This window comes from Actinopolymorpha sp. NPDC004070 (genome assembly GCF_040610475.1).
Lineage (GTDB): Bacteria > Actinomycetota > Actinomycetes > Propionibacteriales > Actinopolymorphaceae > Actinopolymorpha.
Genome location: NZ_JBEXMJ010000007.1, coordinates 30,869 through 57,305 on the forward strand (window position 1 = coordinate 30,869; position 26,437 = coordinate 57,305).

General features: G+C 71.7%; 24 protein-coding genes and 2 tRNA genes. 17 read left to right on the plus strand and 9 right to left on the minus strand.

Annotated elements, in window-relative coordinates; translation table 11 throughout:
• Window positions 1–231: 231 nt before the first annotated feature.
• From ABZV93_RS14215 to ABZV93_RS14225, 3 genes are all read left to right on the plus strand, one after another.
• Entirely contained in the window at window positions 232–1,320 is a 1,089-nt protein-coding gene (locus tag ABZV93_RS14215) for a branched-chain amino acid aminotransferase (RefSeq protein WP_354934927.1), read from the plus strand.
• A gap of 202 nt (window positions 1,321–1,522) precedes the next feature.
• Window positions 1,523–1,786 carry a DUF397 domain-containing protein gene (locus tag ABZV93_RS14220; protein WP_354934930.1) on the plus strand — a complete coding sequence of 88 codons (264 nt, stop codon included), beginning with the start codon at window positions 1,523–1,525 and terminating at the stop codon, window positions 1,784–1,786.
• A gap of 22 nt (window positions 1,787–1,808) precedes the next feature.
• The gene (locus tag ABZV93_RS14225; RefSeq protein WP_354934933.1) at window positions 1,809–2,060 is read left to right on the plus strand and encodes a hypothetical protein; all 252 of its coding nucleotides are present in this window, start codon (window positions 1,809–1,811) and stop codon (window positions 2,058–2,060) included.
• Here the strand turns inward: ABZV93_RS14225 and ABZV93_RS14230 are convergent.
• Window positions 2,045–3,301, minus strand: coding sequence for an alpha/beta hydrolase (locus ABZV93_RS14230; RefSeq protein ID WP_354934936.1), 1,257 nt, complete (start codon window positions 3,299–3,301; stop codon window positions 2,045–2,047). The two genes, ABZV93_RS14225 and ABZV93_RS14230, sit on opposite strands and share 16 nt — an antisense overlap.
• A gap of 104 nt (window positions 3,302–3,405) precedes the next feature.
• On the opposite strand from ABZV93_RS14230, the gene ABZV93_RS14235 reads away from it, so the two are divergent.
• Window positions 3,406–4,479 (plus strand): winged helix-turn-helix domain-containing protein, encoded by a 1,074-nt coding sequence (locus ABZV93_RS14235; protein ID WP_354934939.1) that lies wholly within the window; start codon window positions 3,406–3,408, stop codon window positions 4,477–4,479.
• On the opposite strand, the gene ABZV93_RS14240 is transcribed toward ABZV93_RS14235, so the two are convergent.
• A complete protein-coding gene (locus ABZV93_RS14240) occupies window positions 4,373–6,088 on the minus strand; it encodes an ABC-F family ATP-binding cassette domain-containing protein (RefSeq protein WP_354934941.1) in 1,716 nt (571 codons plus the stop codon). The two genes, ABZV93_RS14235 and ABZV93_RS14240, sit on opposite strands and share 107 nt — an antisense overlap.
• 462 nt (window positions 6,089–6,550) lie before the next feature.
• On the opposite strand from ABZV93_RS14240, the gene cimA reads away from it, so the two are divergent.
• Window positions 6,551–8,137, plus strand: a complete 1,587-nt coding sequence (gene cimA / locus ABZV93_RS14245; RefSeq protein ID WP_354934944.1) for a citramalate synthase — start codon at window positions 6,551–6,553, stop codon at window positions 8,135–8,137.
• On the opposite strand, the gene ABZV93_RS14250 is transcribed toward cimA, so the two are convergent.
• Entirely contained in the window at window positions 8,134–9,090 is a 957-nt protein-coding gene (locus tag ABZV93_RS14250) for a 3-methyladenine DNA glycosylase (protein WP_354934946.1), read from the minus strand. The genes cimA and ABZV93_RS14250 overlap by 4 nt on opposite strands.
• A 115-nt stretch (window positions 9,091–9,205) precedes the next feature.
• On the opposite strand from ABZV93_RS14250, the gene ABZV93_RS14255 reads away from it, so the two are divergent.
• Both ABZV93_RS14255 and gltX read left to right on the plus strand, forming a co-directional pair.
• Entirely contained in the window at window positions 9,206–9,985 is a 780-nt protein-coding gene (locus ABZV93_RS14255; protein ID WP_354934948.1) for a fumarylacetoacetate hydrolase family protein, read from the plus strand.
• On the plus strand, window positions 9,978–11,483 hold the full coding sequence (gene gltX / locus ABZV93_RS14260) for a glutamate--tRNA ligase (RefSeq protein ID WP_354934950.1): 1,506 nt from the start codon (window positions 9,978–9,980) through the stop codon (window positions 11,481–11,483). The genes ABZV93_RS14255 and gltX overlap by 8 nt, the downstream gene beginning before the upstream one ends.
• A gap of 48 nt (window positions 11,484–11,531) precedes the next feature.
• Here the strand turns inward: gltX and ABZV93_RS14265 are convergent, their stop codons facing one another.
• Both ABZV93_RS14265 and ABZV93_RS14270 read right to left on the minus strand, forming a co-directional pair.
• Window positions 11,532–12,326: a VC0807 family protein gene (locus tag ABZV93_RS14265; protein ID WP_354934953.1), complete on the minus strand. Its 795-nt coding sequence runs from the start codon at window positions 12,324–12,326 to the stop codon at window positions 11,532–11,534.
• Window positions 12,323–14,458: a GNAT family N-acetyltransferase gene (locus ABZV93_RS14270; RefSeq protein ID WP_354934956.1), complete on the minus strand. Its 2,136-nt coding sequence runs from the start codon at window positions 14,456–14,458 to the stop codon at window positions 12,323–12,325. The genes ABZV93_RS14265 and ABZV93_RS14270 overlap by 4 nt, the downstream gene beginning before the upstream one ends.
• A 181-nt stretch (window positions 14,459–14,639) precedes the next feature.
• On the opposite strand from ABZV93_RS14270, the gene ABZV93_RS14275 reads away from it, so the two are divergent.
• The 4 genes from ABZV93_RS14275 to ABZV93_RS14290 all read left to right on the plus strand — a co-directional run bounded on the left by ABZV93_RS14275 (window position 14,640) and on the right by ABZV93_RS14290 (window position 16,627).
• Entirely contained in the window at window positions 14,640–15,206 is a 567-nt protein-coding gene (locus tag ABZV93_RS14275) for a PadR family transcriptional regulator (RefSeq protein ID WP_354934959.1), read from the plus strand.
• Between the two features lie 117 nt (window positions 15,207–15,323).
• Window positions 15,324–16,340: a VanW family protein gene (locus tag ABZV93_RS14280; protein ID WP_354934962.1), complete on the plus strand. Its 1,017-nt coding sequence runs from the start codon at window positions 15,324–15,326 to the stop codon at window positions 16,338–16,340.
• Window positions 16,341–16,435: 95 nt separating this feature from the next.
• Window positions 16,436–16,507, plus strand: a tRNA-Gln gene (locus ABZV93_RS14285).
• Between the two features lie 47 nt (window positions 16,508–16,554).
• Window positions 16,555–16,627 (plus strand) — tRNA-Glu (locus ABZV93_RS14290).
• A gap of 83 nt (window positions 16,628–16,710) precedes the next feature.
• Here the strand turns inward: ABZV93_RS14290 and ABZV93_RS14295 are convergent.
• Window positions 16,711–17,430, minus strand: a complete 720-nt coding sequence (locus ABZV93_RS14295) for an IclR family transcriptional regulator (RefSeq protein WP_092656227.1) — start codon at window positions 17,428–17,430, stop codon at window positions 16,711–16,713.
• 145 nt (window positions 17,431–17,575) lie between these two features.
• On the opposite strand from ABZV93_RS14295, the gene leuC reads away from it, so the two are divergent.
• The 3 genes from leuC to ABZV93_RS14310 all read left to right on the plus strand — a co-directional run bounded on the left by leuC (window position 17,576) and on the right by ABZV93_RS14310 (window position 20,915).
• The gene (gene leuC, locus ABZV93_RS14300; protein WP_354934965.1) at window positions 17,576–18,988 is read left to right on the plus strand and encodes a 3-isopropylmalate dehydratase large subunit; all 1,413 of its coding nucleotides are present in this window, start codon (window positions 17,576–17,578) and stop codon (window positions 18,986–18,988) included.
• A gap of 15 nt (window positions 18,989–19,003) precedes the next feature.
• Window positions 19,004–19,615 carry a 3-isopropylmalate dehydratase small subunit gene (gene leuD, locus ABZV93_RS14305; RefSeq protein ID WP_354934968.1) on the plus strand — a complete coding sequence of 204 codons (612 nt, stop codon included), beginning with the start codon at window positions 19,004–19,006 and terminating at the stop codon, window positions 19,613–19,615.
• A 724-nt stretch (window positions 19,616–20,339) separates the two neighbouring features.
• A complete protein-coding gene (locus ABZV93_RS14310; RefSeq protein ID WP_354934971.1) occupies window positions 20,340–20,915 on the plus strand; it encodes an HU family DNA-binding protein in 576 nt (191 codons plus the stop codon).
• 118 nt (window positions 20,916–21,033) lie between these two features.
• Here the strand turns inward: ABZV93_RS14310 and ABZV93_RS14315 are convergent, their stop codons facing one another.
• Together ABZV93_RS14315 and cofC are read right to left on the minus strand one after the other, a co-directional pair.
• The gene (locus tag ABZV93_RS14315; protein WP_092656223.1) at window positions 21,034–21,243 is read right to left on the minus strand and encodes a hypothetical protein; all 210 of its coding nucleotides are present in this window, start codon (window positions 21,241–21,243) and stop codon (window positions 21,034–21,036) included.
• Window positions 21,244–21,274: 31 nt separating this feature from the next.
• Window positions 21,275–21,973: a 2-phospho-L-lactate guanylyltransferase gene (gene cofC, locus ABZV93_RS14320; RefSeq protein WP_354934974.1), complete on the minus strand. Its 699-nt coding sequence runs from the start codon at window positions 21,971–21,973 to the stop codon at window positions 21,275–21,277.
• 133 nt (window positions 21,974–22,106) lie between these two features.
• On the opposite strand from cofC, the gene ABZV93_RS14325 reads away from it, so the two are divergent.
• Window positions 22,107–22,883 carry a lysophospholipid acyltransferase family protein gene (locus ABZV93_RS14325; protein WP_354934977.1) on the plus strand — a complete coding sequence of 259 codons (777 nt, stop codon included), beginning with the start codon at window positions 22,107–22,109 and terminating at the stop codon, window positions 22,881–22,883.
• A gap of 7 nt (window positions 22,884–22,890) precedes the next feature.
• Complete coding sequence (locus tag ABZV93_RS14330) at window positions 22,891–23,898, plus strand: NAD(P)H-dependent glycerol-3-phosphate dehydrogenase (RefSeq protein WP_354934980.1); 1,008 nt, start codon at window positions 22,891–22,893, stop codon at window positions 23,896–23,898.
• A gap of 40 nt (window positions 23,899–23,938) precedes the next feature.
• Here the strand turns inward: ABZV93_RS14330 and ABZV93_RS14335 are convergent, their stop codons facing one another.
• Window positions 23,939–25,192 carry a PLP-dependent transferase gene (locus ABZV93_RS14335; protein ID WP_354934983.1) on the minus strand — a complete coding sequence of 418 codons (1,254 nt, stop codon included), beginning with the start codon at window positions 25,190–25,192 and terminating at the stop codon, window positions 23,939–23,941.
• Window positions 25,193–25,335: 143 nt separating this feature from the next.
• Here ABZV93_RS14335 and ABZV93_RS14340 point away from each other — a divergent pair, with 143 nt between their 5' ends.
• A complete protein-coding gene (locus tag ABZV93_RS14340) occupies window positions 25,336–26,430 on the plus strand; it encodes a D-alanine--D-alanine ligase family protein (protein ID WP_354935651.1) in 1,095 nt (364 codons plus the stop codon).
• The last annotated feature ends 7 nt before the right edge of the window (window positions 26,431–26,437 follow it).

Consider the following 26,437-nt stretch of genomic DNA (forward strand, 5'->3'; position numbering starts at 1 on the left):
TTGCTGTGGGTCGCCGCATGACCCACGGCAAATGCCCTGGGCTTCGTCGCGTACCTCTGCGTCGAAGCCGGCCGCCGCCCGCGATCAGCGTGGGCGGCGGTTCTCGTTGGTCGTTCCCGGCTGTCCGTTCGCCGGTTTTCGTACGTCATCTCCCTCCACGCGTGGGCGCCGGAGGGCCGTGCGAGGATCTCAGCCTCCGCGGGTCGAGCAATGATTGGGTACGGTGCAGCCATGACCGCAAGCCTCGAGTTCCGCCAGCAGCTCTCCGACTCCCCGGTGCCCACCGCGCGCCGGGAGGAGATCCTCGCCGCACCGGGGTTCGGCAAACACTTCTCCGACCACATGGTCACGGTCACCTGGACACCGGAGCAGGGGTGGCACGACGCGGTGGTCAAGCCCTACGGGCCGATCGCGCTCGACCCGGCCACGGCCGTCCTCCACTACGCCCAGGAGATCTTCGAGGGCCTGAAGGCCTACCGGCACGCCGACGGCTCGGTGTGGACGTTCCGTCCGGAAGCCAACGCGGCCCGGTTCCAGCGGTCGGCCGCCCGGATGGCGCTGCCGCAACTCCCGGTTGACGACTTCGTGACCGCGCTCGACACCCTGGTGAAGGTGGACGAGGCGTGGGTGCCCAACGGCGGCGAGACGAGTCTGTACCTCCGCCCGTTCATGTTCGCCTCCGAGGTCTTCCTCGGGGTGCGGCCGGCGCAGCAGGTGAGCTTCGTGGTGATCGCGTCCCCGGCCGGTGCGTACTTCTCCCAGGGAGTGAAGCCGGTCTCGATCTGGCTGTCGGAGGACTACACCCGGGCGGCCGTCGGTGGCACGGGCGCGGCCAAGTGCGGCGGCAACTACGCCGCCAGCCTGGTCGCGCAGCAGGAGGCGATCGCCAACGGCTGCGACCAGGTGGCGTTCCTGGACGCGGTTGACCGCCGCTGGGTGGAGGAACTCGGCGGGATGAACCTCTACTTCGTCTACGAAGACGGGCAGATCGTCACCCCCGAGCTGGGCACGATCCTCGAGGGCATCACCCGCGAGGCGATCATCACCCTCGCCACCGAGTCCGGGCACAAGGTCGAGGAGCGCCGGATCGGCATCGACGAGTGGCGCGAGGGTGCCACCTCCGGCAGGATCACCGAGGTCTTCGCCTGCGGCACCGCCGCGGTGGTCACCCCGGTCGGGACGCTGCGTTCGCGCGAGGGTGAGCTGGTCATCGGTGACGGCGGCGCCGGCCCGGTCACCACCCGGATCCGGCAGCAGCTGCTGGACATCCAGTACGGCCGGACCGAGGACACCTACGGCTGGCTGCACCGCGTCTGCTGAGTCCTGCTGAGCTTTGCGGAGCTCCGTGCCGTGACGTCTTCCGACTCGTTCCCCTGACTCAGCGCGTACGAATCGGAACCCTGTGTACACGCGGAGCGTCAGGGGGAGTACCTTGGCTGCTGCGCAGCGGGATCGCGGCGGCGCCCGGCCTTCTCCGGCGCCCCGCGCGGGCCGATCCTCACACAGGGAGTACGCACCACACATGACCGAACGACCGACCCACGACAGCGCCGGGGTGAGCCACCCCCTCAAGGGCACCTTCGATCTGGACCGCGCCGAGTGGCGCTCCTCCGCCGCCGGCGGTGACATCGAGGTCGCCTTCGTGGACGAACTCATCGGCATGCGCAACGCCCAGGACCCCGACGGCCCGGTGCTCGTGTTCACCGAGGACGAATGGGAGGCGTTCCTGGCCGGCGCCAAGGACGGCGAGTTCGACCCGGAGGAGCTGGAGATACCGCAGACCTGAGTGCCGAAGGCCCGGTGAACCCATGCTCATGCACAACCTGATGCTCAACGACCTTGCCCACGAACGGATCGCGGACCTGCACCGCGAGGTCGCGGCCCGGCAGTTGGCCCGGCTCGCCCGCAAGCCACGGCCCTGCGCTCCGCTCCACCCAGCTGTCCGCATCCCGCGGCAGCGCGGACAGGCGCGGCCCACCGCGCACCATCCTGCTCCGGCTCGGTGGCGCGCCGTCCGCCTGCTCTCGCTCCTCCGAGTACGCCGCTACGCGCACAGGTGACGGGCGAAGAACTCCCGTACGCCGGTCCGCACGGCCGGCACCGACCTGGCCGGCTCGATCGCGCCGACCAGGTCGGTGCGGGCGGCCGCGCTCATCAGCCCCGCCTGCTGCAGTTGGGGTGCGAACGCGGCGAAGTCGGTGAACACCCAGTGCGCCGCGTCGCGTAGCTCCAGCCGACTCGTCCACCCGCCCGGGTGCGCGAGCAACGCCTGCCAGGAACGCTCCATCCCCGCCCGGTCGGGAAAGCCGTCGGTTCCCCACAGGAGCAACGGCCGGTTGACGCCGTACTCCGCGACCGGGAACAACGGCCCCGTCTCGCCGGGCCGGGCGCCCGGATGGTCCAGGTAGCCCTCCAGGTCGACCGCAGCGCCGACCCTTCGATCGTCGTACGTCGTCTGGGCCGCGGCGGTGCCGCCCGCCGAGTGTCCGTACACGCCGACCCGGCGCGGGTCGACGGCGCGGGCGAGCCCCTCCGGAAGCGGGCGTCCGGCGGCGTCCGGGTTGCCGCCCGCGGCCAGGAACTCCACCTGGTCGAGCACGAACCGCAGGTCCGCGATGCGGGTTCGGATCATGGTGGCGAACGTCGCCGGGTCGGCGCGGGGATCCTGGCGGAACGCCGTGGTGCGGACCACGTCGTCACGGAAGTCGGTCGTGGCGGGAAACTCCACCACCAGCGCGTCGCCGGGATGGTCGACCGCCACCACCACGAACCCGTGGCCGGCGAGGTCCTGGGCAAGCCCGGTGCCGAACCCGCGCGGGTCGCCGCCACCCGGACTGTAGAGCAGCACCGGCCGGCGTACGGGGGAGGCCGGCGCGTCCTGGTGGGCGTGCGTCATGGTGGCCGCCCAGTCCACCCCGGCCGGCGGCAGCCCCGGATGCTGGTAGGGAGCCAGTGCACCGAACACCGCTGCCGTGGCCGGGCCCAGCTGCGGAGCGGGCGGGTGACGCCGGACGCCGCGCGCGGGATAGAAGACCGTCGCCACGAGTTCGCGCACCGGGATGGCGCCGTCCCACGGATCACGCCGGGAGCGGTCGACGAGGTACCAGGTGGTGAGCCCGACCGGGTGCGGTCCGGTCGGTGCCGGCAGGCGCAGGCGTAGGTCGGCCGAGGCGGTGCGGGCGGCCGCGACGTCCGCACCCGACGCGACCAGGAAGGCGCCGAGGACGGCGGAGGCGGTGACCGCCCGCCGGGACGGGCGAGCGGGCCGGGGACCGTCGGGATGTGTGCGTACGTGGGACATGAACCGCATGGTGTCCCGCGCCCGGAACCGACACCATGGTTTCGATCTGGCCCTCAAGGCTGGACACGAAGGTCGGCCTGTGGCTCGCACAACCGGGGGGAACGATGATCCGAATCCGGCTCACCGCCGAGGACCTGGCCGGGGTGCGGTTCGCGGCCCGCCCGGCACCGATGCTCGAGCTGAACACCGCCTTGCTGATGATGGGAAGGCCCGGCGACGGGCTGTTGTTCGGCGGCTGGCGACGGCGGCTGGCGCGTTCCCTGCCCGCGGCCGTGCGTCCGCTCGCCGACCTGGTGCCGGTCGGGGTGGCGCCGGGATTCCTCGACGTGTACGACGACTCGTTGCCGGCGGCGCTGGACCGGCCGCGGACGTGGCGGCCGGAGCTCGTCCGCACCGAGCTCGAACGCGTGTACGCGGGTGCCCCCTCGACGACGCCCGTGCCGGCCTGGATCCGCGGGCTGCACCGAGGGGATACCGACGCCTGGCAGGTGCTGCGCCGCGGGCAGCGCGCGGCGTTCGAGGCCGCCGTCCGGCCGGTGTGGGACGTGGTGCAGGACCTGCACCATGCGGAGTTCACCCGGCACGCGGTGACCGTCGCCGAACTCGGCATCGGTGCCGCGCTCCGCGGACTGGTGGCCGGTGCGCGCCTGAGTGGCCAGGTGTGGGAGCTCGGCGCGCCGTTCGAACGAGACGTCGACGTGGCCGGCCGCGGCCTGGTGCTGGCGCCGACGTTCCACTGGACCGGGCACCCGCTGGTCTGCGACCTGCCGGCGCTGCCGGACCTGCCGGTCGTCGTCGCCTACCCCGCCGGCCCGGGGACACCGCTCTCGACTGGTGAGCCCGGCGCCGGACTGGCCGAGGTGCTCGGACGGACCCGCCTGGAGCTGCTGATCCTGCTGGCCGACGAGCACACCACCAGTGGCCTCGCCCGGCTGCTCGGAGTCAGCAACGCCACCGCCTCCGCCCACACCGCGGCACTGCGCGGGGCCGGCCTGATCACCACCGTGCGCGCCGGGCGTTCCGTCCTGCACCGGCGCACCGCGCTCGGTGACCTGCTCGCGCGGCGCGGTGTCAGCTCTGCGACGTCACCTGCCAGTACGCCGGACCGTCCGGCTGCCGGTGCAACCGCCAGCGCTGGGTGGGCCGGAAGCTCTCGGCGAAGCGTTCGTCGTGGCTGACCGCCAGCACCGTTCCGCCGTAACCGGCGAGGGCCTCGTCCAGCACGTCCAGCGACTCGAAGTCGAGGTAGTTCGTCGGCTCGTCCAGCAGGAGCAGGTCCGACTCCCCGTTCACCAGGCAGGCCAGCAGCACCCGGCGGATCTCACCGGCCGACATCGTGCCCAGCGGTCGCCGGATCTGGTCGGCGTCGAAGAGGTAGGAGTCCAGCAGGCGTTCGGCGTCCTCCTCGTAGATCGGCACCTGCCGGCGCAGATAGTCCAGCACCGGCAGTGTCAACGGGAGGTTGTCATGCACCTGCGGGAGGACGCCGGGGGTGTGGGCGAGCCGCACCGCACCGCCGGCCGGGGCGAGCTCACCGCTCAGCAACGAGAGCAAGGTGGACTTGCCGGTGCCGTTCTCCCCGGAGACGAGGACCCGCTCGCCACCTCGTACGGACGCCGAGAACGCCTGCCACAGTGGGCCGTTGCCCCGGTCGGTGACCAGCTCGGCGACCTTCACCATGACCTCGTCCGGTGACGCCTGGCCGGCCAGGCCCAGCACCAGCGGCGGTCGTTCCTCCGGGCGCTCCAGCCAGCGTGCGGAGGTCATCTCCCGCATCAACCTGCGCTCGCGTGCCTTCGCCTTGCGGGCGACCTTCTTGGCGTAGCGGCGGGCCTTGTCGTTGTGGGTGCCGAGTTCGGTACGCAAGGCCTGGTTGGCAGTGCGTTCGATGTCCTCTGCCAACCGGCGGCGGAACTTCTCCTGCGCCTCCAGGTCGGCCAGCAGCCGGGCGCGCCGCCGCCGCTTCTCCTCGCGGTAGGCGGTGTAGCCGCCGACGTAGAACTCCGCCCGGTCGGTGAGCACGTCGAGTTCGACGATGCGGTGCACCAGACGGTCGAGGAACGCCCGGTCGTGGGTGACGACGACGACCACGCCGCGGTAGCCGGTGAGGTACTCGCCCAGCCAGGCGAGGCCGGTGGCGTCGAGGTGGTTGGTGGGTTCGTCCAGCAGCAGGATGGCGGGTTCCTCCAGCAACAGCCGGGCGAGCAGGACCCGGGCCTGTTCGCCGCCGCTGACGTCGCCCAGGCTGCGGTCCAGGTCGAGGTCGGCGACACCCAGCCGGTGGCGTACCTCGTCCGCCCGTGCCTGCGCCTGCCAGCCACCCAGCAGGGCGAACCGGTCCTGGGCGGCGGCGTACTCGGCGAGCACGTCCTCGTCGGCGAGCCCGTCCTCACCGCCACCGGACGACATCGCCGCTTCCAGGACCCGCATCCGGGCCGCGAGTTCGGCGATCTCGCCCAGACCGGCGTCCAGGAACGCCCCGATCGTGGTGGTGGTGTCGGCGACCTGGGCGTCGAGATATCCGACCCGGTCGTGAGGGCCGTACCGCACCGATCCGCGGTCGGCGTGGTCCCGGCCGGCGAGGATGCGGAGCAAGGTGGACTTGCCGGCGCCGTTCTCGCCTACCAGGCCGATACGTTCGCCCGCGTTGGCGACCAGACTCACGTCGGTGAACAAGGGCTCACCGTCGTAGGTCTTCGTCAGGCCGGAGGCGGTGAGGACGGGCGCACCGGTGGGCGCGCCGGACGAAACAGCAGAAGGAACGAGGGAAGCGGTGGAGGCAGGCATGAGATCCCGGGAACTCGAAGGGAGCCGCGGGTGGATCACCACGCGGCACAGGATTCGATGAGTTCCACTCAGCTGCCCACGGACCAGACCATAGCCAACGCCGGACGGCCGCTCAACCGGTATCCACGTGACCAGGCCGGCATTCCGGACACGGGCGGCCGCTCGCCGGACGGCCCGGAACCGGCCGGGAACGGTGGGTCACGTGACCGGACGTACGTCGATGTGCCACACTGACCCGCATGGTCGCCTCCTACACCGTGATCATTACCTAGGCGCGCCGGACACCACCCCGTCCCGCGCGCAGACCTCTCGCACCCCGCGAGAGGTTTTTTGTTTGTCCGGCCCGGTCCCACCCCTCGACCGAGCTCCGGCCACACAGAACCCCAGCAGGACCCACACCAGAACTCTCAACCGAACCCCCGACCTGACTTCGATTTTCCGGTTCGCAAGGAGCGTCCCCCGATGAGCGACTTCCACGTGTACGACACGACGCTGCGCGACGGGGCCCAGCAAGAGGGCCTCAGTCTTTCGGTCGAGGACAAGCTGGCGATTGCCCGCCACCTCGACGAGCTCGGGGTCGGCTACATCGAGGGCGGGTGGCCCGGCGCCAACCCGAAGGACACGGAGTTCTTCCGCCGGGCGGGGGAGGAGTTGCGCCTGGGCCGGGCCACGCTCGCGGCGTTCGGCGCCACCCGCCGCGCCGGGGTGGCGGCCGCCGACGACCCGCTGGTCCGCGCGCTGCGCGACTCCGGCGCGGGTGTGGTCACGCTGGTGGCCAAGAGCCACGACCGGCACGTCGAGCACGCGCTGCGCACCACGCTGGCGGAGAACCTCGCCATGGTCCGCGACACCGTGGAGTTCCTGCGGGCCGGCGGTCAGCGCGTCTTCCTCGACGCAGAGCACTTCTTCGACGGTTACCGCGACAACCCGGCGTACGCGCTGGAGGTGGTGCGCGTGGCCGCGGAGGCCGGTGCGGACGTCGTTGCGCTGTGCGACACCAACGGCGGCATGCTTCCGGACCAGGTGGGCGAGGTGGTGGCGAACGTGCTCGCCGGCACCGGTGCCAGGGTGGGCATCCACTGCCACAACGACGCGGGCTGTGCGGTCGCCAACACGATCGCCGCGGTCGACGCCGGGGCCACCCACGTGCAGGGAACGCTCAACGGCTACGGGGAGCGCACCGGCAACGCCGACCTGGTGACGATCGTCGCCAACCTCCAGCTCAAGCGGGGCATGAGTCTGGTGCCCACGGACGCGCTGGCGGAGGCGACCCGGATCGCCCATGCGGTCGCCGAGCTCACCAACATCCCGCCGTACTCCCGTCAGCCCTACGTCGGCGCGTCTGCCTTCGCCCACAAGGCGGGCCTGCACGCCAGCGCGATCAAGGTGGACCCGAACCTCTACCAGCACGCCGATCCCGCCGACGTCGGCAACGACATGCGGCTGCTGGTGTCGGACATGGCCGGCCGGGCGAGCATCGAGCTGAAGGGCCGCGAGCTGGGCTACGACCTCGCCGGTGACCGTGAGCTGGTGACCCGCATCACCGACCGGGTGAAGGCGATGGAGGCACGCGGCTACACCTTCGAGGCGGCCGACGCGTCGTTCGAGCTGCTGTTGATGGAGGAGGTCGATGGCGTACGCCCGACGTTCTTCGAGGTGGAGTCCTGGCGGGTGCTCACCGACTCCCGGCCGGGGGAGGAGGCACTGTCGGAGGCGACGGTGAAGCTGCGGGCCGGCGGCGAACGCACGATCGTCACCGGCGAGGGCAACGGCCCGGTCAACGCGCTGGACGCCGCCCTGCGCGGAGCGATCGGGCAGGCGCACCCGGTGGTGGAGAAGCTCGACCTGATCGACTACCGCGTCCGCATCCTCGACGCCGGCCACGGGACGGACGCGGTGATCAGAGTTCTGATCCAGCTGTCCGACGGCGAGGAGTCGTGGGAGACCGTCGGGGTCGGGCACAACATCATCGAGGCGTCGTGGGAGGCGCTGGTGGACGGCGTGACCTACGCCCTGGTGCGGGCCGGGGTCGAGCCGCACGTCTCCTAGGAAGCGTCCTGTCCGGCGAGCGCGAGGAGGTCGTCGCAGGCCCGGACCAGCTCGTCGCGCAGGATCCCGGCACGCTCGGCGAAGCCGCGCTGGGCGGCGGCATACTCCGCCCGGCCCTCCGGGGTCTCGATCGGGACCGGCCGGTAGCCCAGCGCGGACAGGTCGTACGGCGAGGCCCGCATGTCCAGCTCGCGGATCTCCCGAGCCAGCTCGAAACAGTCCGCGACGAGCTCCGAGCGCAGGTGCGGTGACAGCTTGTACGCCCACTTGTAGAGGTCCATGTTGGCGTGCAGGCAGCCGGGCTGTTCGAGGTCGCGCTGGGTCTCCCGGGCCGGGCTCAGGGTGTTGCGGGGCCGCGCCGGCCCGGTGAAGAAGCGGTACGCGTCGAAGTGCGAGCAGCGGATCCGGTGCGACTCCACCACCTGGTCGGTGCCGTCGGCACCCAGGCGCAGCGGCCACCCGGCGTGCCGGACCTCCTCCGGGGGCTGCCGGTAGACCATCGCCCACTCGTGCAGGCCGAAGCAGCCGAGGAACGCGGGCCGCGCACGGGTGGCGGCCAGCAGGTCGCGGATCCAGCGAACCGTGCCGACGCGGGCCGCGAGCGCCGCCGGGTCGACCGTCACGCCGCCCGGCACGGTGGTGTAGTCGCGGCTGTCGCCGTACGCCGCCCGGGCCGCGTCGCCGGCCAGCACCACCCCGGCGCCGGGATGCCAGCGGCGCAGCCGGGCGGGCCGGTGGGAGTAGTAGGTGAACAGGAAGTCCTCGACCGGGTGCGCACGGCGTTCCCCGCGGCGGTGGAGGTGGGGGCGAAGCCAGGCGTCCACCCGGGTTTCGTGGGCGTCCCGGCGCGCCGGCCACTCCTGCTCGGAGAGCACCCTGCCGTCGGGGACCGCCGGGCCCGCCGGGACCGGACCCGCGGGGGCGCCCGGGCGGGTGGGACTGGGTGCACTCACGGGAGCCACGGTACCCGCGGCCGGCGACCGCCCGACCCACACCGACCGGCGTCTCTCGCCCACGCCCGGTAGGCTGCGCACGCCGGTAGGTTCGACAGATGGAGGCCAGAGCCCCTTGCGCATCGCCCGCTTTAGTGCCGGCGACGACCCCAGGTACGCCGCGGTGGAAGGTGAACCAGGCGCTGAGGTCCTCGCCGTCCTCGACGGAGATCCGCTCTACCGCCAGGTGCAGTTGACCGGCGAACGCCTGCCGCTCGCCGACGTGCGACTGCTCGCCCCGGTCATTCCCCGCAGCAAGGTGATCGGCATCGGCCGCAACTACGCCGAGCACGCCGCCGAGCTGGGCAACGAGGTGCCGGAGGAGCCGCTGGTCTTCCTCAAGCCGAACACTTCGGTGATCGGGCCCGGCGACGGCATTGTCCATCCACCGCAGACCAGCGACCTGCAGTACGAAGGCGAGCTGGCCGCGGTGATCGGCCGGATCTGCCGGCACGTGCCGGTCGAGCGCGCCGCCGAGGTGGTCTTCGGCTACACCATCGGCAACGACGTCACCGCCCGTGACCTGCAGCGGTCGGACAAACAGTGGGCGCGGGCCAAGGGATTCGACACGTTCTGCCCGCTCGGCCCGTGGATCGAGACCAGCCTGGACGTGTCCGACCTCGCGCTGACCACGACAGTGGCCGGGGAGGTACGCCAGTCCGGTCGTACGTCCCAGATGATCCACGACATCCCCTCGCTGATCTCCTATGTCAGCAGCTTCATGACGCTGCTGCCGGGCGACGTCATCCTCACCGGTACGCCCGCGGGGGTTGGCCCCATGCGCGTGGGTGAGGAGGTGTCGGTGACCGTGGAAGGCCTCGGCACCCTCACCAACCGGGTGATCGGGCATGGCTAGGGAGGGTTCAAGTAGGGGCTCGGCCCGTACCCGAACCAGGTTCGCGCCGTCACCGAGCGGTGACCTCCACGTTGGTGCCGTCCGGACGGCGTTGTACTCCTGGGCCTGGGCGCGCCACTGCGGCGGAAGCTTCGTGGTCCGGATCGAGGACACCGACCGGTCCCGGGTGTCACCGGACGCGGTGGCCGCGACGATGGGCGCACTGGCCTGGCTGGGCCTGGACTGGGACGAGGGGCCCGACGTCGGCGGGGAGTTCGGGCCGTACCGCCAGAGCGAGCGGCTGGGGCTGTACCGCGAGTGGGTCGACAAGTTCCTCGCCGACGGTACGGCGTACCACTGCTACTGCTCCCAGGAGGAGCTCGACGGCGAGCGGGACGAGCAACGCACCCAGGGTCTCCCGTCGGGATATGCCGGCCACTGTCGCGAGCTCACCACCGCGCAGGTCACCGCCTACCGCCGCGAGGGCAGGCGGCCGGTGGTCCGTTTCCGGATGCCGGAGGGCTCCACGGTCGTCCGCGACACCATCCGCGGCGAGATCGTCTTCGACCACGCGAACGTGCCCGACTTCGTGGTGCAGCGTTCCGACGGGTATCCGCTCTACAACCTCGCGGTGTCGGTGGACGACGCCCTGATGAAGATCACCCACATCGTCCGCGGTGACGACCTGCTGGCCTCCACGCCCCGCCAGATCGCCATCCTCGCAGCGATGGGGGTGGCCGAGGACGACCTGCCCGTCTACACCCACACCCCGGACATCCTGGCTGCGGACGGCTCGCCGCTGTCGTCGTGGCACCGGGCGGCGGGCATCTCGTGGTACCGCGACCACGGCTACCTCCCGGAGGCGGTGGTCAACTACCTCGCGCTGCTGGGCTGGTCGCCGGGTGGTGACCGGGAGGAGCTGACGCTGGACTCGCTGGTCGAGTCGTTCGACCTCGAACGCGTCGGCGCGACCGCCGGCCGGCTCGACCCGCGCAAGCTGGACGCCATCAACGGCGACAAGATCCGCGCGCTTTCCCCGGAGGAGTTCGTCGGGCGGACCATGCCGTTCCTCACCCGGGCCGGCCTGGTGAGCGATCCGCCGGCGCCGGGGCAGACCCGCACCGTCGCGGCCGCCGCCCCGCTGATCCAGGAACGCCTCGTCCACCTCACCGAGGCGGCCGACATGCTGGCGTTCCTGCTGGTGCCCGAGCACGTCTTCGACGTCGATCCGGAGGAGGCCGCCCGGATCCTCACCGAGGACGCCAAGGCGGTGCTGGAGGCCGCCGAGGCGGCGCTGCGGGCGTTGCCGGACTGGACCGACGAGGCGATCGAACGCGCCCTGCGGCGCACCCTGGTCGACGAGCTCGGCCGCCGGCCCAAGCGGGCGTTCGGTCCGGTGCGCGTCGCGGTGACCGGGAGCAGAGTGTCGCCCCCGCTGTTCGAGTCGCTCACGCTGCTGGGCCGCGAGCGCACGCTGGCGAGGATCACCCGCGCCCTCGACCACCACGTCGGCGTCTGAGGAACGACCGTCCGACGGGCAGGTGCGCCCGTCGGACGGCACCGAACCTCAGGTGGTGGCGCCCTGTGCGGCGCTGCCGTCGTGAGTGTCCGCGGTCGAGGGCCGGGGCTGCGCGCCCAGGCCGGCCGCACGCCGGGCACGCACCCGCCTGATGTACCACATGTTCCACGTCAGCAGGACGACGAAGCCCGCGATGCCGAGTACCGACGACAGCCCGGCCATCACGTCCACCGGCAGCAGATAGACGAGCACCACCCGCACCGCCGCCTCCACCAGCAGGCCGGCGCCCCACCCCGCCGACAGTACGAAGAACGTACGCCGGAAACCAGGGGAGGAGTGCCACATCTCCTCCCAGCCGGCCCGGGCGGCTACGGTGCGCGCGGAGAACCTGCGCGCCGCGTAGAAGATCAGCGGCCGGCCGACGAAACAGCTGCCCAGGAAGGCCAGTCCGGCGGCGCCGGTGCCGAAGGACTCCTTCACCAGCAGGAAGCGCGCGTCGCCGGTGACCAATGACATCACCAGGCCGAAGCCGAAGATCGCCACCATGAAGGCCGCGAACGCGTCGAACGTGCGGGCCCTGATTGCGACGTAGGCCACCCGGACTCCCGCGACCAGGGTGCCGGCGAGCAGCGAGACGTACGGACTGGCGCCCAGGGCCCGGCAGGCGTAGTAGGCGGCGATCGAGGGGACGACGTCCCACACCATGCCCAGCAGGATCTCGCGGAACTGCGCCCGCCCACCGGCCTGAGCGGCGAGAGCGCCGGCGTCGGAGGTGCCGGCGGTGCTGTCGGGGCGGGCCGTGCTGGCGGTGGTGTCGGTGTCGTTGTGGTCCGGCGCGGTCATGCGCGGAAGCCCTTCTCGTCGGTGTGGTCTGCGTCGTTGTCGTGGTGGTCGGGAATCCAGCTTCCGTGGAACCCCGCGGGCACCCGGCGGGGCAGGTGGACCGTGGCGACCGGCGGACCGGTCACGTCGCTCGCGTCCAGTACCAACAGGTCCGAGCCGCTGCCGGCCTTGTCGGTGACGACCGTGAGCAGCCAGCCGTCGTCCTCCCGGCGTACGCCCTCGGCAGGAACGAAGATCGCCTCGCCGGGCACGATTTCCGGGCCGAGGTCGTGGTACTGCCTGTTTCCGGACTCCACGTCGTACTTCACGATCGCGCCGGACCCAGGACGTCCGGTGTGCGCGCCGTCCTCGTCGGTGCCGACCGTGCCGACGGTGTAGAGGTAGCGGCTGCCCAGCCCGGTGCGGGTCTCGTCGTGGGTGGGGAACTCCACCCCCAGGTCGTCCAGCGGCTGCTCGCTCACCGAGCCGTCCCGAGGGTCGAGAACCCAACGGTACAAGGCGCTCACGCCGGTCTCGGCGACCGCGTTCGCCATCCCGGCAGGACCTCCCGGCAGGCCCCGGCCGGCGCCGTCGGCCTTCGCGTCGCCCCCGATCCGGGCCCAGCTGGAGTCCCACGCGCTCCGGCTGTAGCGAACGACGTCCAGCACGATCCGCCCGTCGGCCTGCTCGTGGGCGTTGCCGACGTGGAAGACGTAGCAGGGCTCGACGTCGAACCACCGCACGCCGCCGGTTCCGTCGCGGCGCATCACGCCGAGCCGGGCGCCGTAATCGTCGTCCCACTGGAACGGCATCCCCTTGCCGCCCAGCTCCGGGTGGAACGTGAGCGGCAGGTCCAGCCAGACGACGTGGTGCGCGGTGATCGCGAAGTCGTGCATCATCGTCGGGCCGGGCACGTCGATCGCAACGCTGTCCTGCAACTGCCCGTCCGCGGACATCCGGTGGTAGGTGACGTACGGCCGGTGAGTCACGCTGTAGCCGAAGAAGAACAGCTCGCCGGTCACCGGGTCGGTCTTGGGGTGCGCGGTCATCGCGGTGGTCAGCCGGCCGCCGAAGTCGCACGGGCCGACCGTGTCCAGGTCGGGCGTCACCTCGTACGGCAGACCCCCTTCGCACAGGGCGAGCAGCCGTCCGCCGTGCTCGACGATGTGCGTGTTGGCGACGGTCGCGGCGAGGTCACGGGTGCCGTGGGGGCCGTAGGGATTCGCACCCTCCAGCAGCCGGGTGCGCACCCAGCGGTTGCGGTACCACTCGGCCCGGCCGTCGCGGATGCGGACGCCGTGCAGCATGCCGGAGCCGGTGAACCAGTGCGGGGTTCGCTGTCCAGGCAGGGGATTCGGGCCGTTGCGCAGGTACTGGCCGGACAGCTCCGGCGGCAGCGTGCCGGTCACCGGGAGGTCCGCCGCGGTGATCTCGTCCGGGACGGGCGCGAGGTGGCCCAGCATGTGCGCGGGCCGGGCTTCGGTGGTCTCGGATGCGTTCGTGGTGTGGAGCGCTGGCATGTCGTTCCCCCGTGTCGGTGTCAGAGGCTCCCGCCACATGCCCCACACCGGCGGTCCGCCCGGCAGCGGGATCTCGGCGGTGACGGCGAACCCGAATCGTTCGTAGTACGCGGTGAGTTCCGGCCGGCTCGCTTCCAGGTAGGCCGGCAGGCCGTCCCGGTCGCAGTCGGCGAGGTGGTCCTGGAGCAGGCGTTCGCCGACGCCGGTGCCCTGGACGTGCGGGCTCACTCCGACGAAGGCGAGGTACCAGTGCGGCTGGGACGGATGGCTGCGTTCCAGCGCCGCGGCGATCCTCGCTGCCGCACCGAGGCGCCGCCCGGTCGCCAAGGCCAGGCCGGGCAGCGACAGGGCCGCGCGCCAGGGCGGCACGGCGTGCCCGGGCGGGGTCCACAGCGCAGCGCCCACCGGCGTTCCGTCCCGGTCGGCGAGGGCGCTGCTCGCGTGCGGCAGGTAGAAGTGCCGGGCCATGGTCGCGAACATCCGCCGCAGCCGCCAGGGCCTGGCCGCCGGGTCGGGCAGGATCGCGCTGGTCACCGGGTCGTCGGCGAACGCGAGCGCGAGTACCCGGGAAAGCGAGCGGGTGTCGGCCGGCCGGGCGGGCCGGATCGTGACGTCGCTCACTGTCCCGGGCATCGCTTCCTCCTCGTGCGCTTCCCCGTCGTACCGCTTCCCCGTCGTGCCACCAGAACTATGACCATTCGGTCTCGACATGTCAATATCAACATGTCAGTTTTGACGGTAGGCTCGGCGGCACGTGGGAACGACGTGGACGAGACCACCGGCGGCAGCCGGGAAAGCCCGAGGAGATCGCCAGATGTCGCTGAGATACGCCCTGCTCGGGCTGCTCTCCGAACGGCCGGCCAGCGGATACGCACTGACCCAGCGGTTCGAGCAGTCGCTGCAGAAGTACGCCTGGCACGCCAACCACAGCCAGATCTATCCCGAGCTCGCCAAGCTGGCGGCCGACGGCCTGGTCACCGTGGTCGAGGAGGGCGCCCGTGGCCGGCGTACGTACGCGATCACCGACGCCGGCCGGGAGGCGCTGCGCGAGTGGCTGCTCACGTCGGGCGGCGGACCCCGGCGCGTCCGCAACGAAGCCGTCCTGCGGACGTTCCTGCTGTCCACGCTCGAGCCCGCCGACGCGGCCCTGCTCCTGCGCGGGTACGTCGACCGGTCCGCACGGGACCTGGCCGAGCTCCAGGCCGTGGTGGCCGACCTGGAGGCGTCGGAGCAGGCGGGCGAGCCCCAGCGGTTCGGCCGGTTCGCCGCGGAGTTCGGCGTGCGGCAGTACGCCGCGTTCCACGACTGGGCGCAGTGGGCGCTGGCCCGCGTGGAGTCCGCCACCCCGGACGAAGGAGACGGCCAGGAGTCGGGGGCGTGACCCAGAAGCCCCTGGTCACCAGGATTTGCCTGCGCATGGTGGTAGGTGACCCCGGCGCGGGTGCATGATCTTCGCGCACACGCGACGACCAGGCGTGCTCGACGGGGGAAATCACTGATGGCGTACGCACCTGAGCGGGTTCAGCCCGGCAGGCCCGAACTCACCGACGGGCCGGGGCAACCGAAGTCCGGTTCCGAGCGGGCCGCCGGGCCCGGGCAGGTCGGCCCGCTGTCACCGGCCGAGGAGGAGTTGCTGCGCTCCCTGGTCGCCGACGGCTGGGAGCTTCCGGTGGCGTTGACCGGGCGCCGGCGCAGGGTCGCGCAGGTCGCGCCCGCGCTCTATCCGGTCGCCGTCGCTGCCCACCGTGCCCGCAGGCGGGTGCGCTGGATGACCTCCGGAACGCGCTGGGCGCACGGACGCGCCGCCGAGCCGCTGCCGGTCCGGGTGAAGCGGCACAACTCCCTGTTGCTGCGCCAGCTGGGTGAGAGCGAGATGTGGCTGCAGCACAACAAGGTCGCCAACCTCAGGTTGGCGGCGCCGCGGGTGTCGGGACTGCTGGTCGGGCCGGGGGAGACGCTGTCGTTCTGCCGTACGGTCGGCAAGGCGACCAGGCGGCGCGGGTACGTCGACGGGATGCTGTTGTCCAACGGCAAGGCGCGGGCCGGCCTCGGCGGCGGGATCTGCCAGCTGGCGAACCTCCTGCACTGGATGTTCCTGCACAGTCCGCTGACCGTCGTCGAACGCTCCGCGCACGGCTGGGACCCGTTCCCCGACAACGGCAGGGTGATCCCCTGGGGCACCGGCTGCGCGGTCTTCTACAACTACGTCGACCTGCAGGTGCGCAACGACACCGACGCGACGTTCCAGGTGCTGGCCGGGGTCGGCGACCGCTACCTCGAGGGCGAGCTGCGCGCCGACCGGGAGCTGCCGCACTCGTACTCGGTGTACGCGAAGGACGAGCAGTTCCTGACCCTCGGCGGCCGGCACTTCCGCCGCAACGAGATCTGGCGGTCGGTGATCGACCGGCGTACCGGCAACCGCGTACGCGAGGAACTCCTCAAGCGGAACTTCGCTCTCGCGACCTACGTGCCAAAGGGTTTCGAGGAGGGACAGGCCGGGTCGAAGCGTGGGTGACCCGGTCGCTTTGGGGTCCGCGACCGGTCTCCGGTATTGTGCTTCGCGGCTCACCACCCCGGCGCTTTCACCGGCTCGGGGGGAGGGTCGTCCCATGGGGTATGGGGTAATTGGCAGCCCGACTGGTTCTGGTCCAGTTAGTCTAGGTTCGAGTCCTAGTACCCCAGCGAGTGAGCTGGTAAGGCACTTGCTAGAGTTCAGCTCGCTTCTTCAAGGCCCCGTTGTGTAGCGGCCTAGCACGCCGCCCTCTCAAGGCGGTAGCGCCGGTTCGAATCCGGTCGGGGCTACAACCCGCGTAGGCCCTCTTCCCCAGCTGGGGAAGAGGGCCTTTCGCCGTTTCGGCCGGCTTTCCGGGCGCGGGCGCGCACGGTCACTCGGCAGCGCGCCGCAAGGCCTCCGACAGGCGTTCGGCGGCTGCCATCACCGCCGGGGCGTGCATCCGGCCGGGCTGGCGGGACAGGCGTTCCAGCGGGCCGGAGACCGACACGGCCGCGACCACCTTGCCCGAGGGCGAACGGATCCCCGACGAGACCGAGGCCACGCCGGTCTCTCGTTCACCCACGCTCTGTGCCCAGCCCCGGCGGCGGACGGCGGCCAGCGTGGCCGCGGTGAACTTCGCACCCTGCAGGCCGCGGTGCATCCGCTCCGGTTCCTCCCAGGCGAGCAGGATCTGGGCGGCGGAGCCCGCCTGCATGGTCAGCTGGGTGCCCACCGGGATGCTGTCGCGCAGCCCCGTCGGCCGGTCGGCGGCGGCGACGCAGACGCGCCCCTCGCCCTGCCGGCGGAACAGTTGTGCGGACTCCCCGGTGATGTCGCGAAGGCGGGCCAGAACGGGCCCTGCGGCCGCCAGCAGGCGGTCCTCGCCGGCCGCGGCGGCGAGCTCGCCGAGCCGTGGGCCGAGGATGAACCGGCCCTGCATGTCCCGGGCGACCAGCCGGTGGTGCTCCAGGGCGACCGCCAGGCGGTGCGCTGTGGGCCTGGCCAGCCCGGTGACCTGGACGAGGCCGGCCAGGGTCGCGGGACCGGCTTCCAGGGCCCCGAGTACGAGCGCTGCCTTGTCAAGTACGCCGACTCCGCTAGAGTTGTCCATGACTCGATATTGCCGTCTCGAATTCCGAGACGCAAGTCCAGGAGTCCAAAATGGCCGTCGCTCCGGCCCGGTGACCGAGGAGACGGACCGCGGAGCGTCCGCGACATCACTTCACGAGAGCAATCACATACCAGGAGGCAGCAGCATGGGGACCACCCTTGCGGAGAAGTTGTGGGAGGAGCACGTCGTACGTCGGGGCGAGGGTGAGCCCGACCTCCTCTACATCGACCTCCACCTGGTCCACGAAGTCACCAGCCCGCAGGCGTTCGACGGACTGCGGCTCGCGGGCCGGCCGGTCCGGCGTCCCGACCTCACGATCGCCACCGAGGACCACAACGTCCCCACGGTCGACGTCGACCAGCCGATCGCCGACCCGGTTTCGCGTACGCAGGTGGAGACGCTGCGGCGCAACTGCGAGGAGTTCGGCATCCGGCTGCACCCGCTCGGGGACGCCGACCAGGGCATCGTGCACGTCGTCGGCCCGCAGCTGGGGCTCACCCAGCCCGGCACCACGGTGGTGTGCGGCGACTCCCACACCTCGACCCACGGCGCGTTCGGCGCGCTGGCGTTCGGGATCGGCACCAGTGAGGTCGAGCACGTGCTCGCCACCCAGACGCTGCCGCAGAGCCGGCCGAGGACGATGGCGGTCACCGTCGACGGTGAGCTGCCCGAGGGCGTCACGCCCAAGGACCTCGTGCTCGCGTTGATCGCGAAGGTCGGCACCGGCGGCGGTCAGGGCCACGTCGTGGAGTACCGCGGCGAGGCGTTCCGCACGATGTCGATGGAAGGCCGGATGACGGTCTGCAACATGTCCATCGAGTGGGGCGCCAAGGCCGGGCTGGTGGCACCCGACGAGACCACCTTCGCCTACCTGGAAGGGCGCCCGCACGCGCCGAAGGGCGCGGACTGGGATGCCGCGGTGGCCTACTGGAAGACGCTGCGCACCGACGACGACGCGGTCTTCGACCGCGAGGTCACCCTGGACGCCGGGTCCATCACGCCCTTCGTCACCTGGGGCACCAACCCCGGCCAGGGCGTCCCGCTCGGCGCGAGCGTGCCGAACCCCACCGACTTCGATGACCCCGACGCGCGGCGTTCGGCCGAGCGTGCGCTGGAGTACATGGGCCTCGCGGCCGGTACGCCGATGCGCGACATCGCCGTGGACACGGTGTTCCTGGGCTCGTGCACCAACGGCCGGATCGAGGACCTGCGCGCGGCCGCGGCCGTGGTGCGCGGACGCTCGGTGGCCGAAGGTGTACGCATGCTGGTCGTTCCGGGCTCGGGCCGGGTTCGCCTGCAGGCCGAGGACGAGGGCCTGGACGTGATCTTCAAGGAGGCCGGGGCCGAGTGGCGCGGCGCCGGATGCTCGATGTGTCTGGGTATGAACCCCGACCAGCTGGCACCGGGCGAGCGCAGCGCCTCGACCTCCAACCGCAACTTCGAAGGCAGGCAGGGCAAGGGCGGCCGTACGCACCTCGTGTCCCCGCTGGTGGCCGCCGCGACCGCGGTCGCGGGCCACCTCGCCGCACCCGCCGACCTGCCGTCCGTCACCGCCTGACCGGGAGCACCCACCATGGACAAGTTCACCTTGCACAGCGGCAAGGCGCTGCCCCTGCGCCGGGCCAACGTCGACACCGACCAGATCATCCCCGCCGTCTACCTCAAGCGGGTCACCCGTACCGGCTTCGGAGACGGGCTGTTCGCCGCGTGGCGCGGCGACCCCGACTTCGTACTCAACCGGCCCGAACACCAGGGCGCCTCGATCCTGGTCGCCGGCCCGGACTTCGGCACCGGATCCTCGCGTGAGCACGCCGTCTGGGCGTTGCAGGACGCGGGCTTCAAGGTCGTCCTCTCCTCCCGCTTCGGCGACATCTTCCGTGGCAACTCGGGCAAGGCCGGCCTGCTGGCCGCCCTGGTGGACCAGAAGGTGATCGAACGCCTGTGGGCATTGCTGGAGGAGGACCCGGACACCAAGGTGTCGGTCGACCTGGAGCACCGGCTGGTGCTCGCGGGCTCGGGCCCGGAGGCGATCCGGGAGTCCTTCGACATCGACGACTACACCCGCTGGCGGTTGCTGGAGGGCTTGGACGACATCGGGCTCACCCTTTCCCACGTCACCGAGATCGACGCCTACGAAGCCCGTCGGCCCAGCTACAAGCCGACCACGTTGCCGGTGAGGACGTGACGGCGAACGCCTTCCCCGGGGCGTGAAACCGGCCCTGACCGCAGGGACGGGCTCGTCCTGGGAACGCTTCCAGCCCGGTGCGGATGCCAGCGAAACTGGCTCCGCACCGGGCTTCTTCGTGCAGTCGTGCGCGACATGCCGGGTGCGACACGCCGAAGCGAGAGAAGTCATCGCTGACTTTTTTTCAGATTTTCTCGACCGTCGGAGCATCCGCCGCGAACCGGCGGCGCCGCCCTTGCACGGTGAGGATCCCTGGCCCTACCGGGCGGCTGACGATCTTGTCGGCCGAGGGGGCGACCTGGGCGAATGCAGCTGTCGAGGTGGCGCTCAGGTCGGAACGCCGACCGGCCGACGACGCGACATGGACCGATGACGAGTACGCCAGATCCCAACCATGCAAGGGAGTTTCGGTACCGGCCCGGTCGACGTACTCGCACCGGCGGGCACTCCGGCCGCCGGGCCGCCCCGCCGGCGGAGGGCCTGGCGAGGGCCCAGGGAGGACGCCGCATCCCCAACCAGAGCAGGGGAGCGGCGGCCTGCCGGGACCGTGGTCAACTCGTCCGGACGGTGCGTACGGGCAGGCCTCAGGTGCGCGCGCAAGGGGCAGAATCCCCGTCGACGTTGGGAACCGATGGCGACGGTGATTGAGGAACGGCGCTACATTTCCTAACGTGCGCATGAACCGAGCGCAGGCTCGTATCAATCCCGTTCACGGAGGGAAACAGTGAACAAGTCCCAGCTGGTCGAGGTGCTCGCTTCGCGCTTCGACGACAACAAGAAGGATGCGCAGCACGCGCTCGAGTCCGTGATCGACACGATCACTCGTGCTGTGGCGTCCGGAGAAAAGGTGGCGATCACCGGCTTCGGCGCGTTCGAGAAGATCGACCGTCCGGCCCGGATGGTCCGCAACCCCCGCACGGGCGAGCGTAAGCGCGCCAAGAAGACGTCGGTGCCGAAGTTCCGCGCTGGTGCGGAGCTGAAGGCCGTCGTCTCCGGTGCAAAGAAGCTGCCGAAGCTCGCCGCGGCGAAGAAGACCACGACGACCGGCCGCGCCGGCACGAAGACCGCCGCCACCAAGGCCCCTGCGACGAAGACAGCAGCGAGCAAGGTCGCCGGCACCAAGGCGCCGGCCAAGAGGCCGGCGGCGAAGAAGACCACGACGACCGGGCGCGCCGGCACCAAGGCCACGACCGCCAAGAAGACCACGGCCAAGAAGACCACGGCCAAGAAGACCACGGGCACGGCGGCCAAGAAGGCCACCACCAAGCGGACTCCGGCCAAGCGCACCGCCAAGCGCTGACGGCGTTCCACCGGTCACCGACCGGACCCGTGCAGGACAAAGCGAAGGGCCGATCCCCGCAGGGGCTCGGCCCTTCGCTTGCGTCTGCGCGAGATCGGTACGCCGGAAGTACGCCGGATCAGTGCGGAAGCGTGTAGATGTGCAGCGAGCGCACCCGGGTCGCGGGCTCGTCCGGGGCTGTCAACTCCACCTGGACCCGTTGCCCGATCCGCAGATGGCGAAGGCCGCCGGGAAGGGCGGTCGCGTCGTACGGCAACTCGACGCCGTCGTCGGCCAGCACCGTGCCCGCGCGAGAGCCGGGGTCGAAGGTTCGCACCGTCGCCTGCATGACCGGCAGCCTAGGGCATCCGGTCCGGTTGTCAGGAGGTTCCGGTCTCCGCCACCGGGTCGCCGGCCCGCGCCATCGCCGCCAGGGCTGTCCGGGTCCGCGGCCCGACGCCCAGATCCCTGGCCTGGTGGAGATCCGCGCCGGTGTCGACGTCGCGGCGTACTGACGTGATCGGCACCGGGGTGAGCTCGACGGCGCCGGCGTCGAGATGTGCTCGGCGCGACGGCCCGCCGAACCGCGGCGCGAACTCCACGCCCGGCGCCGCGCAGTACAGCGTCGTGCCCACACCCGCGGCGTCCGGGACGAACGACGTCGGCCAGGCCGTCGCGGCGTCGAGCGCTGTCGTCAGCTCGTTCGGCCGCAGGGCAGGAAGATCGGCAAGCATCGCGGCGACGGCGGCGCCGGGGCGGCGCGAACGCGCCAGCCGGGCACCGTGCAGCAGTGCGGCGTTCAGCCCGGCCGCGGGTTCGTCGGTGACGACGACCGCGCCCACTCCGGCCAGCACCTCGGCGAGCTCACGGTCGGGAGTGATCGCCAACAGTTCGACCACTCGTGGGCACGCGAGGGCTGCGGTGATGGTGTCGATCGCCATCGCCTGGGCGAGTTCGGTCCGATGCCCACCAGCGAACGGTGCGAGCCGGGACTTTCCGACCGCCGCCGGTTTCACGGGCACCACCAGGCTCCAGCCGATGGAACCGGCCGGCGCCACGGGACGTTCATGCGTTGACATCGCTCCGATCCTCTCAGCCTCGGGCAAGTGACCCCGACCCGCCGGTCGACACCGGTTGCCGCGTACTTCACACTTTGGCAAGCGGCGCGGCCGGGGAGCCGACGGCCGACGGCAGCTCAGCTACCTCACGTTGGTGAGGATCGACGAGGAGGACAGCGTGCCCCTGCCCCGCACCGGTCGGGCCTACGACATCGCGGTCGGCACCATTCGACCGGCCATGGTGGCTTTCACCAGGCGTGACTGGCGGGGTGGCGAACACATCCCACGCGAGGGCGGTTTCGTCGCGGTCACCAACCATCTGTCCTACTTCGACCCGATCGCGCTCGGGCACTTCCTGCACGACCAGGGACGCGCGGTTCGCTTTCTCGCCAAGGCGAGCCTGTTCGACGTCCCGGTGGTGGGCCGGTTCCTGCGGTCTGCCGGGCAGATCCCCGTGCACCGGGAGAAGCGCACCGCGGGCGACGCACTCAAGGAAGCCTGCCAGGCGGTCGATCGCGGCGAGTGCGTCGTCGTCTACCCCGAGGGAACGATCACCCGGGACCCCGACCTGTGGCCGATGATCGGCAAGACGGGTGCGGTGCGAATCGCCTTGCGTACTGGATGTGAGATCGTTCCCATCGCCCAGTGGGGTGCGCAGGACGTGTTGCTCCCGTACGCCAAGATCCCCCGGTTGCTGCCCCGCAAGACGATGCGGATGCAGGCAGGCCCGGCGTTCGACCTGTCCGCCTACCGCGACGTCCCGTTCACGCCCTCGCTGTTGAAGAAGGCCACCAACGAGCTGATGGATGTTCTCACCCGGATGGTGGCGGGCCTGCGGCACGAGTCCCCGCCGGCCGCGCGGTTCGATCCGGGCAAGACGGACCTGCCCAGCATCGGCAACCCCTACAAGCGGCGGACCTCGAGGACGTGACCTTCGCATGACCCGGGCGGCGGTTCTCGGCGCAGGTTCCTGGGGCACGGCCTTCGCGCTGGTGCTCGCCGACGCGGGGGCGACCGTCGGCCTGTGGGCCCGGCGGCGGACACTCGTCGAGACGATGACGGCCCGGCGGGAGAACCCGGACTACCTGCCGGGGGTGCGGTTGCCGGCGGCGGTGACCGCGACCGCGGACGTCGAAGCGGTGTTGGCCGGAGCGCACCACGTGTTCCTCGCCGTACCCGCGCAGGAGCTGCGTTCCCACCTCACCCGGTGGGCGCCGCTCGTTCCCGCCGGCGCGGTGCTGGTCAGCCTGGCCAAGGGCGTCGAACTCCACTCCGGCAAGCGGATGAGCGAGGTGATCGCCGAGGCTGCCGGGGTTCCGCCCGAGCGGGTCGCCGTCGTCACCGGTCCCAACCTCGCCCGCGAGGTGGCCGAACGGCAGCCGGCGGCGAGCGTCGTCGCGTCCGTGGACGCCGACGTCGCGACGCGACTGCAGCAGGTGTGTCACTCACCGGCGTTCCGGCCGTACACCAACACCGACGTCGTGGGGTGCGAGCTCGCGGGCGCGGCGAAGAACGTCATCGCGCTCGCGGTCGGAGTCGCCGCGGGGCGGGGGTTCGGCGACAACACCCGGGCCTCGCTCATCACCCGCGGACTGGCCGAGGTGACCCGGCTCGGGGTGGCCCTGGGTGCGAACCCGCACACTTTCGCGGGACTGGCCGGACTGGGCGACCTGGTGGCCACCTGCAGCTCCCCGCTGTCGCGCAACCGTCAGCTCGGCGAAGCCCTGGGGGAGGGGCGTACGGTCGCCGAGGCCCGCGCGGGCAGCCGTCAGGTCGCCGAGGGCGTACGCACCTGCGCGGCGCTGCTGGAGCTCGCCGGCCGGCACCGGGTGGAGATGCCGGTCGCCGAGCACGTGACCCGCGTCGTCCGCGGTGAGCTGTCACCCTCGCACCTGATCGCCAGCCTGGTCAGTCGCGGCGCGAAGCCCGAGCGCCACGGCTGGTGATTCTCAAACCGGTGTCGGGACCGGCGTCCCAACCGGCGTCTCAACCGGCGTCGGGACTGACGGCCGTCAGGGCCGCGGACAGGTCGGCCCACAGGTCCTCGACGTCCTCCACGCCGACGCTGAGCCGCACCAGGTTGTCGGGAATCGTGGCGCTCTCACCCGCCCACCGGCGCCGGCGTTCCAGCGTCGACTCGACGCCACCGAGACTGGTCGCGCGCACCCACAGCCTGGTCGCCGCTGTGAGCGCCTCGGCGGCCTCGGCGCCTCCGCGTACCTCCACCGCGATGATCGCGCCGTACGCGGTCATCTGGGCGGTCGCACGGGTGTGGCCGGGATCGTCGCGCAGCCCGGGGTACCGCACCCGTTCCACTGCCGGGTGCTGGGCCAGCCGGTGTGCCAGCACGGCGGCGTTGGCGCATGCCCGCTCGACCCGCAGGGGGAGAGTGCGCAGTCCCCGCAGGGCCAGCCAGGTCTCGAACGCACCGGGTGTGGAGCCGAGCTTGCGGCGCCGGGAGTCCAGCAGGTCGTACAGCTCGTTGCCGCGCTCGGTCGGGGCGGTCACCAGCGCACCGAGCACCAGGTCGCTGTGGCCGGCGAGGTACTTCGTCGCCGAGTGCAGCACGACGTCCGCGCCGTACTCCAGCGGCCGCTGCAGCATCGGCGTCGCGAACGTGTTGTCGACCACCACCGCCGCACCGGCCTCGCGGGCGCCCGCGCACAGGGCGGGCAGGTCGGCGACCTCCAGCGCGGGGTTGGTGGGCGACTCCAGGATCACCAGGTCGGCGCCGGGCAGCAGCGCCAGCGTGCCCTCGGTGTCGGCGACGTCGACCAGCGGCGCGGCGCTGAGCCGGCCGGACTCCACCAGGTCGGCCAGCTGCCCGACCGTGCCGAGGTAGGCGTGCCGGGGCGCGACCACCACACCACCGACCGGCACCAGGTCGAGCACCGTGGCCACCGCCGCCAGGCCCGACGGGAAGGCCAGCGCCCGGCCGCCCTCCAGGGCGCCCAGCACCTCCTCGAACGCCGACCAGGTGGGGTTGGCGTACCGGCCGTACTCCAGTTCTCCGCCGGCGACGTAGGTGGAGGCGAGCACCACCGGCGGGTTCAGCGGCTGGTCCGGTTCGTGTGGTGGCCGGCCGGCGGTGACCGCCACCGTGTCCAGGCCGAGTGCGGGTGCCTCCGGCGGCCGGTCGGGCGACCGCGACTGGGACTCTTCCGGCGACTGCGCCATCGGCGTGGACTGGGACGGGGCCGGCGGCTGCTCCGGCGTTGCGTGCTCCTCGAAGTCGGACATACGCCGATTCTTCCCGAGACGTGGCCGGGCTGACCGGTCAGCGCCTGATGTCGGCGACCGGTAGGGTCAGGCCGGTGAGCGAGTACGAGCGGGGTCCGCAGGCGGGTGCAGACCCGTCCGCGCGGGCCGGACGCAAGCCCCGGGTGGCCGTCGTCTTCGGCGGCCGCAGCTCCGAGCATGCCGTGTCGTGCGCGACCGCCGGCAGCGTGTTGCGGGCGCTGGACCGGGAGCGCTACGACGTCATCCCCGTCGGCATCACCGTCGACGGCCGCTGGGTGCTGGAGACGGACGATCCGGAGCGGCTCGCGATCGGGGCGGGCAGGTTGCCCGAGGTCGACGAGAAGGGCACCGCCGTGGTGCTCGCCAACGACCGCGGCGGTGAGCTGGTGTCGCTCGACCCGGCCACGGTGCCCGGCACCCTCGGCGAGGTCGACGTCGTCTTCCCCTTGCTGCACGGGCCGTTCGGTGAGGACGGCACGCTCCAGGGCCTGCTGGAGATGGCCGACGTCCGCTACGTCGGCGCCGGTGTGCTCGCCAGCGCGGTCGCCATGGACAAGCACTTCGCCAAGCTCGTCTTCTCCGGACAGGGCTTCCCGGTGGTGCCGTACACGCTGCTGAAGCCGGGTGCGTGGGCCGCCGACCAGGCCGCGTGCGAGGAGGCGGTCGCCTCCCTCGGCTACCCGGTCTTCGTCAAGCCCACCCGCGGCGGCTCAAGCATCGGCATCACCAAGGTGAGCCGTCCGCAGGACCTCGGCGAGGCGGTGGAGAAGGCCGCGGCGCACGACCCCAAGGTGCTCGTGGAGGCAGCGGTCGAGGGTGCCCGGGAGATCGAGTGCGGCGTGCTCGAGAGCCTCGACGGCGGCCCGCCGCGGGCCAGCGCTGTCGCGGAGATCCGGTACGGCACGGAGTACGAGTTCTACGACTTCGAGGCGAAGTACCTCGACGACGAGCGGCACGTCGACCTGGCGCTGCCGGCGCCCCTGGACGAGAAGTCCACCCGGCAGGTGCAGGACATCGCGGTGCGGGCGTTCGAGGCGCTGGGCGCCGAGGGCCTGGCCCGGGTCGACTTCTTCCTCCGGGGCGACGGCACACTCCTGCTGAACGAGATCAACACCATGCCGGGGTTCACGCCGTACTCCATGTTCCCGCGGATGTGGGCCGCCAGCGGGGTCGACTACGCCGCCCTGTGCGACCATCTGATCCAGCTCGCTCTGCGCAGACCGACCGGCCTGCGCTGACCCCACC

Coding starts and splice junctions, on each gene's coding strand:
- ABZV93_RS14215 (WP_354934927.1), top strand. CDS start 232: ATGACCGCAAGCCTCGAGTTCCGCCAGCAGCTCTCCGACTCCCCGGTG.
- ABZV93_RS14220 (WP_354934930.1), top strand. CDS start 1,523: ATGACCGAACGACCGACCCACGACAGCGCCGGGGTGAGCCACCCCCTC.
- ABZV93_RS14225 (WP_354934933.1), top strand. CDS start 1,809: ATGCTCATGCACAACCTGATGCTCAACGACCTTGCCCACGAACGGATC.
- ABZV93_RS14230 (WP_354934936.1), bottom strand. CDS start 3,301: ATGTCCCACGTACGCACACATCCCGACGGTCCCCGGCCCGCTCGCCCG.
- ABZV93_RS14235 (WP_354934939.1), top strand. CDS start 3,406: ATGATCCGAATCCGGCTCACCGCCGAGGACCTGGCCGGGGTGCGGTTC.
- ABZV93_RS14240 (WP_354934941.1), bottom strand. CDS start 6,088: ATGCCTGCCTCCACCGCTTCCCTCGTTCCTTCTGCTGTTTCGTCCGGC.
- cimA (WP_354934944.1), top strand. CDS start 6,551: ATGAGCGACTTCCACGTGTACGACACGACGCTGCGCGACGGGGCCCAG.
- gltX (WP_354934950.1), top strand. CDS start 9,978: ATGGCTAGGGAGGGTTCAAGTAGGGGCTCGGCCCGTACCCGAACCAGG.
- ABZV93_RS14265 (WP_354934953.1), bottom strand. CDS start 12,326: ATGACCGCGCCGGACCACAACGACACCGACACCACCGCCAGCACGGCC.
- ABZV93_RS14270 (WP_354934956.1), bottom strand. CDS start 14,458: ATGCCCGGGACAGTGAGCGACGTCACGATCCGGCCCGCCCGGCCGGCC.
- ABZV93_RS14275 (WP_354934959.1), top strand. CDS start 14,640: ATGTCGCTGAGATACGCCCTGCTCGGGCTGCTCTCCGAACGGCCGGCC.
- ABZV93_RS14280 (WP_354934962.1), top strand. CDS start 15,324: ATGGCGTACGCACCTGAGCGGGTTCAGCCCGGCAGGCCCGAACTCACC.
- ABZV93_RS14295 (WP_092656227.1), bottom strand. CDS start 17,430: ATGGACAACTCTAGCGGAGTCGGCGTACTTGACAAGGCAGCGCTCGTA.
- leuC (WP_354934965.1), top strand. CDS start 17,576: ATGGGGACCACCCTTGCGGAGAAGTTGTGGGAGGAGCACGTCGTACGT.
- leuD (WP_354934968.1), top strand. CDS start 19,004: ATGGACAAGTTCACCTTGCACAGCGGCAAGGCGCTGCCCCTGCGCCGG.
- ABZV93_RS14315 (WP_092656223.1), bottom strand. CDS start 21,243: ATGCAGGCGACGGTGCGAACCTTCGACCCCGGCTCTCGCGCGGGCACG.
- cofC (WP_354934974.1), bottom strand. CDS start 21,973: ATGTCAACGCATGAACGTCCCGTGGCGCCGGCCGGTTCCATCGGCTGG.
- ABZV93_RS14330 (WP_354934980.1), top strand. CDS start 22,891: ATGACCCGGGCGGCGGTTCTCGGCGCAGGTTCCTGGGGCACGGCCTTC.
- ABZV93_RS14335 (WP_354934983.1), bottom strand. CDS start 25,192: ATGTCCGACTTCGAGGAGCACGCAACGCCGGAGCAGCCGCCGGCCCCG.